Annotated in this window: 13 protein-coding genes; 4 read left to right on the forward strand and 9 right to left on the reverse strand. The window is 46.4% G+C overall.

All coding sequences use genetic code 11. From position 1 onward, the window contains the following. Positions 1-71 precede the first annotated feature (71 nt). The 9 genes from guaB to dnaA all read right to left on the reverse strand — a co-directional run bounded on the left by guaB (position 72) and on the right by dnaA (position 12,267). Positions 72-1,541, reverse strand: a complete 1,470-nt coding sequence (guaB, locus tag BW944_RS11150) for an IMP dehydrogenase (protein ID WP_076559693.1) — start codon at positions 1,539-1,541, stop codon at positions 72-74. A gap of 101 nt (positions 1,542-1,642) precedes the next feature. Then, a complete protein-coding gene (locus tag BW944_RS11155) occupies positions 1,643-2,716 on the reverse strand; it encodes an HD-GYP domain-containing protein (RefSeq protein ID WP_076559695.1) in 1,074 nt (357 codons plus the stop codon). 515 nt (positions 2,717-3,231) lie between these two features. Then, the gene (gene gyrA / locus BW944_RS11160) at positions 3,232-5,715 is read right to left on the reverse strand and encodes a DNA gyrase subunit A (RefSeq protein ID WP_076559697.1); all 2,484 of its coding nucleotides are present in this window, start codon (positions 5,713-5,715) and stop codon (positions 3,232-3,234) included. Between the two features lie 45 nt (positions 5,716-5,760). After that, positions 5,761-7,692 (reverse strand): DNA topoisomerase (ATP-hydrolyzing) subunit B, encoded by a 1,932-nt coding sequence (gyrB, locus tag BW944_RS11165; RefSeq protein WP_076559874.1) that lies wholly within the window; start codon positions 7,690-7,692, stop codon positions 5,761-5,763. 30 nt (positions 7,693-7,722) lie between these two features. Next, positions 7,723-8,019 carry an extracellular matrix regulator RemB gene (gene remB, locus BW944_RS11170; protein WP_076559699.1) on the reverse strand — a complete coding sequence of 99 codons (297 nt, stop codon included), beginning with the start codon at positions 8,017-8,019 and terminating at the stop codon, positions 7,723-7,725. A 9-nt stretch (positions 8,020-8,028) separates the two neighbouring features. Beyond that, entirely contained in the window at positions 8,029-9,141 is a 1,113-nt protein-coding gene (gene recF / locus BW944_RS11175) for a DNA replication/repair protein RecF (RefSeq protein WP_076559700.1), read from the reverse strand. 16 nt (positions 9,142-9,157) lie between these two features. Then, entirely contained in the window at positions 9,158-9,379 is a 222-nt protein-coding gene (gene yaaA / locus BW944_RS11180; protein WP_076559702.1) for a S4 domain-containing protein YaaA, read from the reverse strand. Positions 9,380-9,614: 235 nt separating this feature from the next. Further along, positions 9,615-10,754: a DNA polymerase III subunit beta gene (gene dnaN, locus BW944_RS11185; RefSeq protein ID WP_076559704.1), complete on the reverse strand. Its 1,140-nt coding sequence runs from the start codon at positions 10,752-10,754 to the stop codon at positions 9,615-9,617. Between the two features lie 169 nt (positions 10,755-10,923). Then, complete coding sequence (dnaA, locus tag BW944_RS11190; RefSeq protein ID WP_076559706.1) at positions 10,924-12,267, reverse strand: chromosomal replication initiator protein DnaA; 1,344 nt, start codon at positions 12,265-12,267, stop codon at positions 10,924-10,926. Between the two features lie 633 nt (positions 12,268-12,900). Between dnaA and rpmH the strand changes: the two genes are divergently transcribed. The 4 genes from rpmH to jag all read left to right on the forward strand — a co-directional run bounded on the left by rpmH (position 12,901) and on the right by jag (position 14,967). Further along, positions 12,901-13,035: a 50S ribosomal protein L34 gene (rpmH, locus tag BW944_RS11195; protein ID WP_008590292.1), complete on the forward strand. Its 135-nt coding sequence runs from the start codon at positions 12,901-12,903 to the stop codon at positions 13,033-13,035. A 126-nt stretch (positions 13,036-13,161) separates the two neighbouring features. Continuing rightward, on the forward strand, positions 13,162-13,509 hold the full coding sequence (gene rnpA / locus BW944_RS11200) for a ribonuclease P protein component (protein WP_076559708.1): 348 nt from the start codon (positions 13,162-13,164) through the stop codon (positions 13,507-13,509). A 76-nt stretch (positions 13,510-13,585) separates the two neighbouring features. Next, the gene (gene yidC, locus BW944_RS11205) at positions 13,586-14,353 is read left to right on the forward strand and encodes a membrane protein insertase YidC (RefSeq protein ID WP_076559710.1); all 768 of its coding nucleotides are present in this window, start codon (positions 13,586-13,588) and stop codon (positions 14,351-14,353) included. Next, positions 14,350-14,967: an RNA-binding cell elongation regulator Jag/EloR gene (gene jag / locus BW944_RS11210; protein ID WP_076559712.1), complete on the forward strand. Its 618-nt coding sequence runs from the start codon at positions 14,350-14,352 to the stop codon at positions 14,965-14,967. Before yidC ends, jag begins: the two co-directional genes overlap by 4 nt. Positions 14,968-15,217: the final 250 nt, after the last annotated feature.

Consider the following 15,217-nt stretch of genomic DNA (forward strand, 5'->3'; position numbering starts at 1 on the left):
CTAATTTTACCATACGGACCCGCAAAAAAATAGACAGGGAAAAATCCCTGTCTATTTTTCATAGATGCATGTCACACCGAGTAGTTCGGAGCTTCTTTCGTAATCTGCACGTCATGAGGATGGCTCTCCCGGAGCCCTGCGCCTGTGATTCTGGTAAAGAAAGCGTCATTCCTCAATTCATCCACTGTCTTCGTCCCACAGTAGCCCATGCCGGAACGAAGACCTCCGAGTAGCTGATGAACGGTATCAGCAAGAGGCCCTTTGAATGGAATACGGCCTTCAATGCCTTCCGGGACCAGCTTTTTCGCTTCATTTCCGCTTTGGAAATAACGGTCTTTCGAGCCCGCTTCCATAGCTCCGACCGAGCCCATGCCTCGGTACACTTTGAACTGACGCCCCTGGAATATCTCCGTATCTCCCGGGCTTTCTTTCACTCCGGCGAGCAGACTTCCGAGCATTACAGCCGAGCCTCCGGCGGCGAGCGCCTTCGTGATTTCACCGGAGTGCTTGATGCCCCCGTCTGCAATCACGGAAACCCCATGCTTGTCAGCTTCTTCGGCGCAGTCATGTACGGCAGTGATCTGCGGCACTCCTACCCCGGCAACGACACGAGTCGTACAGATAGAGCCTGGCCCGATACCGACTTTAACTACGTCGACCCCGGCTTCGATCAGATCCTTCGTCGCTTCTTTTGTAGCTACGTTACCGGCGATGATATCAATAGAAGGATAAGCGGAACGAATCCGTTTCACCTGAGTGATGACTCCTTCCGAGTGACCGTGGGCTGTATCGACGACCAGCGCGTCGACTCCGACTTCTGCGAGTTTCTCGATACGTGTCATCGCATCGGCCGTCACTCCTACAGCAGCGGCCACAAGGAGACGTCCCTGAGAATCTTTGGCAGCGTGAGGGAACTCGATCACTTTTTCGATATCCTTGATGGTGATCAGACCTTTCAGCACATTCGTATCGTCCACGAGAGGCAGTTTTTCGATCTTATGTTTTTGAAGGAGATCTGCCGCTTCTTCAAGGGTCGTACCAACAGGGGCGGTAAGCAGATCCGAACTCGTCATCACTTCAGAAATCTGCAGGGAATAATCCTCGACAAAACGCAGATCGCGGTTTGTGATGATGCCGACGAGTTTTCTCGACTCTTCGGTGTCCACGATCGGCACTCCGGAGATCCGATATTTCCCCATCAAATGCTCTGCATCGTATACCTGATGCTCCGGCGTGAGAAAGAATGGATTCGTAATGACTCCCCGTTCCGAGCGTTTGACCATATCCACCTGCTCCGCCTGATCCTCGATGGACATATTTTTATGGATGACCCCGAGACCTCCCTGACGAGCCATGGCGATGGCCATAGGAGCTTCCGTCACGGTATCCATGCCGGAACTTACGACTGGAATATTCAACTTCAGATTGGAGGTGAGATCTACAGAAAGCGATACATCCCTCGGTAACACCTCTGATTTTCTCGGCATAAGCAAAACATCATCAAACGTCAGTGATTCTTTCTGAAACTTATCTGTGCGCACATTCTTCTCTCCTTTTCTCTACCGGTGAAAGCTATTTTTTATATTGTTATTTACAATAAGACATCTACTGTCGTTTTTCAACCGGAAAGTTCAGGAAGTGATCAATAAACTTCTTCTACGTACAGTCCTTCCTCCTTAAGAGATAGGAATACTTCACTTCGATGCAGGCGGACCATCAGATGTGCAGGTGTCGACGGATCAACGAAAACAATATCAGCGAGTTCATTGTTCGAGAGTCTCACCGTAGTTCCGACCGAAATATTAGCAAGGTCTTCCGTAAGTACTTTCGTCACTCTCATATCATATTTACCGAACTGTTCCTTTTGGATTTCATCGATGACTTTAAAAGGGGATTGCTTCTTCCGGTAGGGACGCTCTGAGGTCATCGCATGATAAATATCGCTGACAGCAATGATCTGGCTGTAGAATTGGATCTTATCCTGCCGTACCCCCAGTGGATACCCTGAGCCGTCCAGACGTTCATGATGCTGAAGAACAGCAAGTTTCACTTTTTTGTTCATAGCGGTAAGATCTTCGACCATACGATAAGAGTGGACCGGATGCTGCTGGATCTCTTTAATTTCCTTTTCAGATAACGCTCCCTTCTTATGCATGATATCTCTCGACATATAAGACATACCACAATCACTCAACAATCCTCCAAGAGCTACCTGAATCCACTCTCCCTTTTCAAGACCGAGTCGCTGAGCGAGATACCCGGCGATCAGTCCCATCGATAAGCTGTGGTGATGAATGTATTCCGCTTCGCTTGCGTAGTGGTGGATGCGAAGAATTTCCTGTCTATTTTTTGTCGCTTCGACTAAAAGCGGGAGAAACCAGTCCCTTATCTCGGGAAGATCGATATCAAATCCGTTCCTCCATCGTTTGAACATTTTCTGATGGCGATAGACCCCTTCCAGATATTGCTCCCGGAATTCATCATCCACGCGCGCTTGTACGGTCTCCGGCTCATAGTTTCTCACAGCCTCTTCGAAATCTTCTCCGTTCGATAATTTGGCTGAGATCTCCACTTCTTTGATACGAAAAGCGTGAAGAGTATTTATATGTACAGGATAGATCACTGTATTTTTCGGGATGATCGGTCGGGACGTTTTCCCTTCGACATCTTTTGTGAGAATACATCCGGGAATAAGTTCCTTTACGTTTACTTGCATCTGTCTCCCCTTCCTTCTTCCTATCCTACAAGAAAGAATCACTGCTTCTACTATCGACGTATACCCCTGATTATTCAAGGAGAACAACAGTTTGACGATAGTTACGACCATATGTATTATAAGCTCTCTAAAAGACTGTCGTTGATTTTAGGAACGAACGGTGGGGACGCCTGCTGGCATGAACGGAAAGCGTCAGCGGCAAGCTTCCACCCGTAGAACAAAAATCAACAACGAATGATACAGAGCCTATTATAAAAAGGTCTGGTACAGAACATATAGCAGATGTGCAAAAACGAATATTCGAAGAAAAACACGGAGACTCCTATGGGAACAGCACGAGCTGAAGATCCAATGGATCAAGCGAATGGCTTGATCCATTTAGCTGAAGCCGGGCCCATGGAAAACGACGTGTTTTTTCTTATGCATCATTTCATAAAAGAAGGTATACAAAAATCCGAACAATATTGTTCGGATTTTTAAACGTAAAAACAGTTTTTGTCCCAGACTCTAAATAGTTATTCTTCCTCGGATATAGAGGATTCCTCTGGTAATTCTTCGATCTCTTTCTCCGCTTCCAGCCGTGCAACAGTGGAAACCTCTTCCCCTTCCTGGAGACGAATGAGGCGTACTCCCTGTGTATTACGTCCGGTACGGGAAATACTGTCAGCCGCCATGCGGATAAGCACACCGCTTGCAGTCATGATCATGAGATCCTCTTCACCAGTAACAGCTTTCGTCGAAACGACTTTTCCGTTCCGTTCTGTCAGGTTACAAGTAAGAATCCCTTTTCCGCCGCGGTTGGTGATCCGGTATTCGGAAGCAGGCGTACGCTTCCCGAACCCTTTATCGGTAACCGTGAGAATTTCTCGGGTGTCATCCACGAGTTCCATGGACACGACACGATCATCTCCGCGCAACGATACACCTTTCACTCCGGCTGCAGAACGACCCATGGAGCGGATCTGCGTTTCAGGGAACCTGATGAGGTAACCATTCTGCGTTCCGATCATGATGTCTTTTTCTCCGTCCGTCATACGTACGGATATCAACTCATCATCTTCCCGGAGCGTAAGCGCAATCAGACCGCCGCGTCTGATATTCGCGAATTTCGATAGACTGGTACGTTTTGTAATACCATATTTCGTCGTAAAGATGAAGTACCAGTCTTCGACGAATTCATCCACAGCGATGACGTCGTTGATCCACTCATCATTTTCGATATTCAGAACGTTGATGATCGGCAGACCTTTCGCCGTTCTGCTGAACTCGGGAATTTCGTATCCTTTGATTTTATATACTTTTCCTTTGTTCGAAAAGAAGAGCAGTGTGCTGTGCGTCGAAGTCGACAGAAGATGCTCGACGAAATCTTCATCATTGGTGCCCATCCCCTGCACACCTCGGCCTCCGCGGCGCTGAGAGCGGTACGTATCCGCCGGAAGACGCTTCACGTATCCCTGGTGGGTCAAAGTGACGACGACCGTCTCTTCAGGGATGAGATCTTCATCTTCGATCATTTCAATGCCGCCCTTGATGATTTCCGTGCGACGTTTATCGCTGAAGCGTTCTTTCAACTCCAGAAGCTCTTCGCGGATGATTTCAAGTACACGTTCCTCATCCGCCAAAATCGCTTTCAATTCCGCGATTTTTCCGACGAGATCGTCGTATTCACCATCTATCTTTTCACGTTCAAGACCTGTGAGACGCTGCAGACGCATATCAAGGATCGCCTGAGACTGCTTCTCGGAAAGTTCGAAGCGGGTCATCAGTTCCTCACGGGCGATATCTGTCGTCTGGGATTGACGGATGAGCGTAATGACTTCATCCAGATGATCGAGCGCGACCTTCAGCCCTTCCAATATGTGAGCTCTCGCTTCCGCTTTCTTCAATTCGTAAGCCGTCCGGCGGCGGATGACCACTTTCTGGTGCTCGAGATAATGTTCGAGACACTGTTTCAAGTTAAGTACTTTCGGTCGTCCGTCGACGAGTGCCAGCATATTGATACCGAATGACGTTTGAAGCGCCGTCATTTTGTATAGATTATTAAGTACGACGTCCGCATTCACATCTTTGCGGAGTTCAATCACGACCCGCATACCTTCTCTGTCCGACTCATCACGCAAATCGGTGATTCCGTCAATTTTCTTATCACGGGCCAGATCGGCGATCTTTTCAACGAGACGCGCTTTGTTCACCTGATACGGAAGTTCTGTCACGATGATATGACTTTTTCCGTTCGGTTTTTCATCGACGTGTACCCGGGACCTGATCAAAATCGAACCTTTCCCGGTTTCATAAGCTTTGCGGATACCGCTCAGCCCGAGAATTTGTCCGGATGTCGGGAAGTCCGGTCCGAAAATGTAGTCATCCATAAGCTCCTGGATTGTAATATCTTCATCTTTACTGACAGCGAGAACGGCGTCAATGACTTCACCGAGATGATGCGGAGGAACGTTTGTAGCCATCCCTACCGCAATACCCGAGCCCCCATTGACGAGAAAATTCGGGAAACGTGCAGGAAGGACGGCCGGTTCTTTCTCGGTGCCGTCGTAGTTTTCCTGATAATCGATCGTATCTTTCTGTATGTCTCTGAGCATTTCCATCGATATTTTGGACATCCGTGCTTCCGTATAACGCATCGCTGCTGCAGAGTCTCCGTCTACGGACCCGAAGTTTCCGTGTCCATCCACGAGTTCATAACGATAGCTGAAATCCTGTGCCATACGCACCATCGCTTCGTATACGGCAGAATCCCCGTGCGGGTGATATTTACCGATCACGTCACCGACGATACGGGCGGATTTCTTATAAGCTTTATCCGCTGTTATTCCAAGGTCATTCATGGCGTAAAGAATACGTCTGTGTACCGGCTTCATCCCGTCCCGGACATCCGGCAGGGCACGCGCCACGATGACACTCATAGCATAATCCAAAAATGAGGTCCGCATTTCGTTACTGATATTTATTTCATGAACGCGCGAACTGTCTGGTTGATCCACCATTTTGTAAACCTCCTAGAGAAAACGAACTCTTATCTTCACCTGTATTTATACGTCCAGATTCTGAACGTAATGGGCATTTTCCTGTATGAAATTCCTTCTCGGTTCCACCGCATCCCCCATGAGCATGCTGAATGTTTCATCAGCGCCGATCGCGTCTTCAAGACTTACCTGAAGCATCGTACGACCTTCCGGGTTCATCGTCGTTTCCCACAGCTGATCCGGGTTCATCTCCCCGAGACCTTTGTAGCGCTGAATACCGGGTTTCGGACTGGAAGCCAATTCACTAAGCTTCTGCTCCAGTTCCTTGTCAGAGAAGGTGTAGAATACTTTCTTGTTCTGTTTGATCTGATAGAGCGGCGGCTGGGCGATATAAACATAGCCGTGCTCTAAGAGCGGTCTCATATACCGGTAGAAGAAAGTGAGCAGAAGCGTCCGTATATGGGCGCCATCCACGTCTGCGTCGGTCATGATGACGACTTTGTGGTAACGGGCTTTGGAGATATCGAATTCTTCGCCGATGCCTGTCCCAAGAGCCGTAATCATCGAACGTATTTCGTTGTTGGAAAGGATTTTATCGAGACGCGCCTTTTCCACGTTGATGATCTTTCCGCGAAGGGGAAGAATCGCCTGGAAGTGACGATCCCTCCCCTGCTTGGCTGAACCTCCGGCTGAATCCCCCTCTACGATATAAAGCTCGGAAATAGAAGGATCTTTCGATGAACAGTCGGACAGTTTACCGGGAAGGTTAGAGATTTCAAGCGCACTCTTTCTTCTGGTAAGCTCTCTGGCTTTCTTCGCAGCCATCCGGGCCCTGGAAGCCATCAGCCCTTTTTCGACGATGATTTTAGCGACATTCGGATGCTCGAGAAGGAATTTTCCGAACTTCTCCGAGAAAAGAGCATCTGTCACAGTACGCGCCTCACTGTTGCCGAGCTTTGTTTTCGTCTGCCCTTCGAACTGAGGGTCGGGGTGCTTGATGGAAATGATCACCGTCAGCCCCTCCCGTACATCATCTCCGGTCAGGTTCGGATCATTTTCACGGAACATACTGTTTTTACGGGCATAATCATTAATGACTCGAGTCAGCCCTGTTTTGAAGCCGGATTCGTGTGTTCCGCCTTCGTACGTATGAATGTTATTGGCATAGGAATATATATTGCTTGCGAAGCCGTCGTTATATTGAAGTGCCAGTTCGACGGTAATACCGTCCTGCTCCGCTTCCGCATGAATCGTTTCATGAAGTCCTTCACGATTTTTATTCAAATGCTCCACGTAAGACACGATCCCGCCTTCAAAATAAAACTGATTCTTTTCGTTTTCGTACTCCTTACGATTGTCTTCTACCGTAATCGTCAGACCACGATTCAAAAACGCGAGCTCGCGCAGACGGACCGTGAGGGTTTCGAAATTGTATTCCTGACCTTCTTTGAAGATCTCCGGGTCCGGTTTGAAATGGATACGGGTACCGGTCGTATCCGTCGTTCCGATTTTCTCCACTTCTTTTTGAGGGACCCCATGCCGGTAATCCTGATGATACAAATTCCCGTCCCGGTGTACATATACCTCGAGATACTCGGATAGAGCGTTCACGACAGAAGCTCCGACGCCGTGAAGTCCGCCTGATACTTTATAACCGCCACCGCCGAATTTACCTCCGGCGTGGAGAACGGTCATGATCACTTCCACAGCCGGACGTCCCGTTTTCTCCTGGATCCCTACCGGAACTCCCCGACCGTTATCTGTAACGGTAATACTGTTATCCTCTTCGATCACTACCTGGATCTGATCACAATGGCCGGCCATCGCTTCATCGATACTGTTATCTACGATTTCCCACACCAGGTGATGAAGACCTTTTTCATTCGTGGAACCTATATACATCCCCGGACGTTTACGAACAGCTTCTAATCCTTCAAGTACCTGTATCTGGTTCTCATCATAAGCCTGTTCTTTACCTTTTTGAATTTCTTCACTCATAGTTTCACCCACAGTCCTTGTTTCTTTTGATTATTCATCCCGCGCTTCTTCTATTTCTTCTGAAAAATCATCCAGCCTGTTCAATGTCGTCTGCATGTTTCCACGCTTTTTCAGAGTGGCTACAGAGAGGGGACTGAAATAAATCGTCTCTTCTGTGATGACCATCGCTTTCGGCTCATATTCTTCGGTCTCGACCACCTGTTTTTCTTTGCGCCGGTTAAAGACCATCTCTTCCGTAATGGAAGACGAACTGAGCAGTTCACAGTCGATGATCGCTATGACTTCATCCGCTTTCACTACATTCCCTTCACCTATATGAATGAACAAAAGGACACCTCATTTCTTTCTCATTCCTTCTTCGATATAAAAAAGTTCCGCTTCTTTCAACGCTTCATGTTCGATTCCTTCGATACTCGTCGTGGATACGAATGTCTGCACCTTACCGCGAATGGTATGAAGCAGGTGAGACTGACGGTGGTCGTCGAGTTCACTGAGAACGTCGTCTAAGAGTAGCACCGGATATTCGCCGGTCTCTTCATGAATCAGTTCAATCTCTGCAAGTTTCAAAGAAAGGGCGGTCGTGCGCTGCTGCCCCTGTGATCCGTAAGTCTGCACATCTTTTCCGTTCACATAAAAGACGAGATCGTCTCGATGAGGACCGGCAAGCGTCGTGCCTCGTTCTATCTCTTTCGTTTCGATCTCGTTGAATTTCGTAATGTACTTCTCTTTGATCGTAGCTAAATCCATAGCTTCCGAGACATCGAGACTCGGCCGATAGAATATTTCGAGCTTCTCCAGATTACGGCTGATCCCCTCGTGGATCGGGGAGGCCCACTCCCGGAGAAGTTTCAAAAACTGGAACCTTCGTTCCACAATGACCGCTGCATGCTCCAATAGCTGTTCCGTAAGTACCTGAAGCATCGTTGTATCACTCGTTCTCCGTCGCTGAAGGTCTTTCAGCAGATGATTCCGCTGTCTGAGCACCTTCTGGTACTGACCGAGATGATAAATGTACCGCGGCTGGATCTGGCCGATTTCCATGTCGATAAACCTACGACGCACCTGAGGACTGCCTTTCACAAGATTCAGATCCTCAGGTGCAAACATGACGACATTAAGGGCTCCGATGTAATCACTGAGCCGCTTTTGTTCGATATGATTGAGTTTCGCTTTTTTTCCTTTTTTGGAAAGGACGATTTCCATAGGGAAACGGTTCCTTCTTTTTATGATCGTCCCTTTTATTTTAGCATACTCTGCATCCCATTGGATTAATTCTTTATCCCGAGGAGTACGATGGGATTTTGTGAAAGCCAGTAAGTAGATAGCTTCCATGAGATTCGTCTTTCCCTGTGCGTTTTCTCCGATGATGACGTTGATCGTGTCATCGAACTCGAGAGAAAGCTTTTCGTAATTCCTGTAAGTAGTCAGGGCTATGTCTTTAATATGCATTAGATCGCTTCTCCATTTACTGTTCGGAGACGACTTCGTATGCTCCGAATTCCTCGATTTCCACCGTATCACCGATTCGAAGTTTCCGTCCGCGCCTCGTTTCAGGTTCTCCATTTACAAACACTTCGAATTCAGCCAGGAATATTTTCACCATTCCTCCTGACTCAACGATGTTCGCCAATTTCAAAAATTGGCCCAGTTGAATTTGTTCCGTCTCTATTTCAATTTTTTCACTCATATACGTCACCTATATTCTCTTGAATAGTATCTACCTATCATTTTACTAAAAATATGGGGTTATGAAAAGGAAAGGGGGCTGCCGCCCTGAAGTTCAGGTTCCGAAGTCATCAGTCCCCGGGAGCGATGATTTTTTTCTTCCTGAAAGTCCATCGGATCAAGGGCAGACAATAGCAAAAAAAGAGTTATCCACTGTGGATAACTCTTTTTTCTAAACGGAAGCTTCTTCTTTTCTTTTAATACGTACGTACAGGGAGGATGAGCTGGAGAATCGAATCATCATCCACCGGTGTTATGAGAAACGGGCGCATAGCTCCGGTGAAAGCGATTTTGACCTGAGCTGTATCGATCGCTCTCAGGGCATCCATCATGTATTTCGCACTGAAAGAAATTTTTAGATCTTCGCCGTCGATGCTTTCTGCAGTCACTTCTTCCGTGACATTCCCGACTTCCGGGGAGTTCCCGTGAATTTCGATCTGGTTGTCGCCTTTTGTTATTAGGCGGACGACGTTATTGCGGTTTTCCTTAGCCAAAAGAGAAGCGCGATCGACGGACTGCAGCAATTCACGGGAGTCGATGATCACATTCGTTTTGCTTTCGTTCGGTATCAGGCGTGACGTTTCAGGATAATTACCATCGAGCAGACGGGATAAGAAATATAAATGCTTCGTACGGAAGAGAACCTGGTTGTCGGTCACACTGATCTGAACCGGATCTTCGGAATCATCGAGTATCTTATTCAGTTCACTCAAGCTTTTACCAGGAATGACAACTGTCGGAAGATCGAGTGATTCTTCCGAATGCAGATTGATTTTTCTCGAAGCGAGACGATGGCTGTCTGTCGCAACGAACTGGAGATTTTCTTCCGAAGTACTGATATGTACACCAGTAAGAATCGGTCTTGTTTCAGAGGTCGAAACCGCGAATCCGGTTTGTTTGATCAATCTTTTCAAAAGATCTGTCGGCAGGTCGAAGCTATTCTCTGTTCTCAGTTGAGGAAGAGACGGGTATTCTTCCGCATCCTGACCATTCAGATGGAACTCTGCACTTCCGGAGCGGATCGTTACGTTCTTTGTATCATCACTCGCTATTTCCACTGTTTTTTCAGGGACTTTACGTACGATGTCAGGGAAATATTTAGCCTGGAGAACGATACTTCCCGGTTCGATATTTTCGATATAAACGATTCCGTCTTCTTCTGCAGGAATGAATGATTCAATTGATATATCGGAATCACTTCCGGTAAGTTTGACTCCGTCCGGGGTCGCCTCTAATTTCATTCCGCTTAAAATAGGAATGGCTGTTCTGGAAGAGATTGCTTTCATTACATCCTGCACACTCTCCATCAGTTGATCACGCTGAATCGTGAATTTCATTCATGAATCCTCCTAAGTGTATATATATTATTATTAATAAAAAATCGTAGTATTAGTAATAGGGCTTGTGGATTTGTGGATAACCGACATTCACTCTTGGTGCTCTTACTTATCCACATGTGTATAACCTGTGTGTGAATGTGCACCTTCCATCCACATTATCCCCAGCCTACGTTTTCAATTGTTCTGTAATTTCATCCAATTCCTTTTGTAGTTGCTGATCATTACTCAACATATTCGTAATTTTCTCATGAGCGTGTATGACTGTGGTATGATCCCGTCCCCCGAATTCTTCGCCGATTTTCGGGAGCGATGCATCTGTAAGTTCACGTGATAGATACATGGCTATCTGTCTTGGAAAAGCTACTGATTTCGTTCTTTTTTTGGCGGGGAAGTCCTCCATACGAATGTTGAAACGATCAGCTACCACTTCCTGGATATCACTGATGGTAATGATTTTAGGTTTTTTATTCGGAATGATATCTTTGAGTGCTTCCGCTGCGAGTGATGCATTGATATCCCGGTTGATCAGTGAAGAATAAGCGACGACACGGATCAGGGCCCCTTCGAGTTCGCGGATGTTCGTATCGATTTGATTCGCGATATACAGCATGACTTCATTCGGGATCTCCAGTCCTTCCGCTTTCGCTTTTTTCCTGAGAATAGCGATCCGTGTCTCAAGATCCGGAGGAGTGATATCAGTGATCAATCCCCATTCAAAACGGGAACGCAGCCGATCTTCAAGTGTCGGAATCTCTTTTGGAGGACGATCACTTGAAATGACGATCTGTTTACTTTCTTCGTGGAGTGTATTGAACGTATGGAAGAATTCTTCCTGGGTCTGTTCTTTCCCCGCGAGGAACTGGATGTCATCGATAAGAAGCACGTCCACGTTCCGGTATTTGTTCCGGAAATTGACGGCTTTGTTGTCACGGATGGAGTTGATGAATTCATTCGTGAATTTTTCCGATGTAATGTAAACGACTTTGGCATTCGGATTATGATCGAGCACATAATGACCGATGGCATGCATCAGGTGGGTTTTCCCGAGTCCGACGCCCCCGTAGATGAAAAGAGGATTATAAGCCTTTGCTGGTGCTTCTGCGACTGCTAGAGAAGCAGCATGGGCGAAGCGGTTGCCACTTCCTATGACGAATGTGTCGAAGGTGTATTTCGAATTAAGCATACTCGTCGGTGATTCTTCTCCGTTTTTGACATCCGGAACTTTGGAGGAAAGCTTCACATCTTCGAGCGACTCTTCTTTCGTCTCAGGGATAATGAATTTCGTACGAAGTTCGGAACCGGTCACTTCAATAAGGGTTTCTTTGATAAGTTTCTGGTACTGGTTCTCAAGCCAATCCCTCGCGAACTCATTCGGAGCTATGATCGTTAGTGTATCTTCGTCCAGTGAGTGGGCCTTTGTCGCTTTCAGCCAGGTTTCAAAGCTCGGTTTGCTGATTTTTTCTTTCATCTGATCCAGTGTGGCGTTCCATAACTCATGGATATTCTCCAACTCTTTCACCCCTTTCCTGTAGTAATTAAAGAAAGATTTTTGTTCACTATACTTAATAAAAAGCTATATTTTTTTCTCTGAGATGTAAAAATGTCTTTTATACTTGTGTGGACATGAGATAAAGTGTGAGAGAAGCGTCTAATGGATTTTTACCCATTATCCACAGAGATGTGTATAACTATTTTAACAACCTTGTGAAAAACTATCCACACATTACCCACAGGCTGTGGATAACGGAAACATGCATTCGATTTATTTCACGGTTAAACACAAATATAGTATCAAATAAATCGGCGTCTTGCAATGAATTACGGAAACTTATCCACAATCTCTACAGCTTGAGGACATTCACTATCCACACGATGGGAGTGTGTGGTTAACTTGTAGATAAGTGTGGGAGAAATGATGATCCGCTTAAAATGTTGTGCACACTGGAGGTGGACAATCTTAACCCGGATTTCTGTTGTAGTACAATAGCTGTTATAATACATCCGGTGGAAAGATCCATGAAAAGTGATCCAGGTCGTGATTTTTCAAAAGTGATTGACATGAATTTTTAAATATGAGTATAATGAATAGGACTGTCTGTGACATGAGAAAAACTTGTAATTCCTATCAGGAGGTGTATATAGAATGAAACGCACATTTCAACCAAATAATCGTAAGCGTAAAAAAGTACACGGATTCCGTACACGTATGAGCACGAAGAATGGCCGTAAAGTTCTTGCGCGTCGTCGTCGTAAAGGAAGAAAAACGTTATCCGCATAGGCCACTGATTACGTCAGTGGTCTTTTTTCTAGGTTCTGCTATTAGTGCTGGTGGGAAATGATCGTCGCTATTTCCCCCGGACTTTCGGTTAGAACCTTTTTAATGCAGTAAGAGGTTGTGAGCGATATGAAGAAAGCCTATCGAATCAAAAAGAATAAAGAGTTCCAGAATGTGTTCAAAAACGGCAAGTCTTTTGCCAATCGGCAGTTGGTCCTTTATTATTTGAAAAAAGACCAGCCTCATTTCAGGATTGGACTGTCCGTAAGTAAACGGATAGGCAATGCTGTAATGAGAAATAAAGTCAAAAGGTATCTGAGAGAAGCGTTTCATGAACTCGAAGACGAACTTCATCAGGACTATGATTTCGTGATCATTGCCAGAAAACCGGTGAACGCGATGGAGTATCATGATGTAAAGAAGAGTCTCCAGCACGTCTGCAAACGTTCGGGCGTATTAAAAAAGAAATTGAAATAAAATGTTCATGGAATGATTCCATTAGAAGTGCTAGTATGAGTAAGGAATATGGAGTTTTAGTAAGGAGGAAGGAACGTTGCGTAAAAAGCTGAGCTTATTGCTCGCAATGGCAGGGGTATTGATGTTCCTCTCCGGTTGTACGCAGATCAATCAGGATGTTTCTGCAGAGAGTACCGGTTTTTGGAATGAATTCGTAGTCTGGCCTTTATCACAGACTTTGTTGTTTTTCGCTGATTTTACCAGCGGAAGTTATGGATTGGCGATCATTATCGTGACGATCATCATTCGTCTCGTACTATTGCCGTTGAACGTGAAACAGTTGAAGAGTTCGAAATCGATGCAGGAGATTCAGCCTCAACTGCAGGAATTAAGAGAAAAACATAGTTCGAAAGATGCGCAGACGCAGCAGAAGCTGCAACAGGAAACGATGACGCTTTTCAAAGAAAATGGAGTAAATCCACTTGCCGGTTGTCTGCCGATCATCGTGCAGATGCCTATACTGATCGGGTTTTACCACGCGATCATGAGAACACCGGAAATTCAGACCCACAATTTCATGTGGCTCGAGCTCGGGTCTCCGGATCCGTTCCTTGCTATTTTGACGGCGGCTACCACCTTCCTTCAGCAGAAGCTGATGATGGCAGGGATGTCGGGAGCAGCGGGATCGAATCCTCAGATGCAGATGATGCTTTACATCATGCCGCTGATGATCGGTACATTCGCATTCTTCTTCCCGTCCGCCCTGGCCGTTTACTGGATTGTAGGTAACGTATTCATGATTTTACAGACAATCTTTATCCGTAAACCTATGATGAAAGAATCGACAGGAGGCGCAAGTAAGTGAATCAACTGACTGCTACAAGATCAACAGTGAAAGAAGCGGTTCAATCTGCATTGTCCGAACTTCAGGCAACAGAAGACCAGGTTGATGTGGATGTATTGGATGAAGGTAAAAAAGGGTTTTTAGGTTTTGGTGCTAAGCCGGCCATCGTCAAAGTGACGAAGAAGAAAGATCTGGAACAGCAAACAGCCACATACATCCAGAAAGTAGCAGCGCAGATGGGGCTTACTGTGAAAGTCGAGACGAAGAGAAACAGCCGGGATATCCATGCGGAAATCTCAGGCAATGACATAGCGAAACTGATAGGCAAGCGCGGTCAGACGCTGAACGCTCTTCAGTATTTGACGCAGGTCGCTATCAACAGAGAAACGGATCAGTTTGTAAGTGTGATGCTTGATGCGGAAGGTTACCGTGAGCGGCGCAAAGAAACGCTGAAACAACTGGCTGAAAGAAAAGCCCACCAGGCTCTTACCCGGAGCCGTCAGGTGGAACTCGAACCGATGCCATCGTATGAAAGGAAGATCATTCATGCGGCCCTCCACCGGGATTCACGGGTGGAGACGGATTCCGCCGGGAAAGAACCGAACCGGTCCGTGGTCATCAGACCCGCTAAATGAAATAAGCACCATTACCCGTCAGTGTAAGCTGGCGGGTTTTTTGTATGAAATCTCTGTTAATGTATATTGTTGATGATAGGAATGGAAGGCGGCGACTCCGACGGGAACTCGGGTAGCTGAAGACCTCGCAGGGAAACGAGGAGGCTGAAGCATTGCCCCTGGATAAGCGTCCGTCTGAATATTTATTTTCAGGGTATTTTTTATGAAAAGGCTCTGTGAAAGTCTGATGTTGATTTTAGAACGAAGGGTG

The sequence above is a fragment of the Salimicrobium flavidum genome (genome assembly GCF_900156645.1).
In the GTDB taxonomy this organism is placed as follows: domain Bacteria; phylum Bacillota; class Bacilli; order Bacillales; family Halobacillaceae; genus Salimicrobium; species Salimicrobium flavidum.

Bases quoted from the DNA above. Each gene is read 5' to 3' on its own strand.
- dnaN (WP_076559704.1), bottom strand. From the start codon at position 10,754: ATGAAATTCACGATTCAGCGTGATCAACTGATGGAGAGTGTGCAGGAT.
- gyrA (WP_076559697.1), bottom strand. From the start codon at position 5,715: ATGGTGGATCAACCAGACAGTTCGCGCGTTCATGAAATAAATATCAGT.
- gyrB (WP_076559874.1), bottom strand. From the start codon at position 7,692: ATGAGTGAAGAAATTCAAAAAGGTAAAGAACAGGCTTATGATGAGAAC.
- rpmH (WP_008590292.1), top strand. From the start codon at position 12,901: ATGAAACGCACATTTCAACCAAATAATCGTAAGCGTAAAAAAGTACAC.
- BW944_RS11155 (WP_076559695.1), bottom strand. From the start codon at position 2,716: ATGCAAGTAAACGTAAAGGAACTTATTCCCGGATGTATTCTCACAAAA.
- yaaA (WP_076559702.1), bottom strand. From the start codon at position 9,379: ATGAGTGAAAAAATTGAAATAGAGACGGAACAAATTCAACTGGGCCAA.
- recF (WP_076559700.1), bottom strand. From the start codon at position 9,141: ATGCATATTAAAGACATAGCCCTGACTACTTACAGGAATTACGAAAAG.
- rnpA (WP_076559708.1), top strand. From the start codon at position 13,162: ATGAAGAAAGCCTATCGAATCAAAAAGAATAAAGAGTTCCAGAATGTG.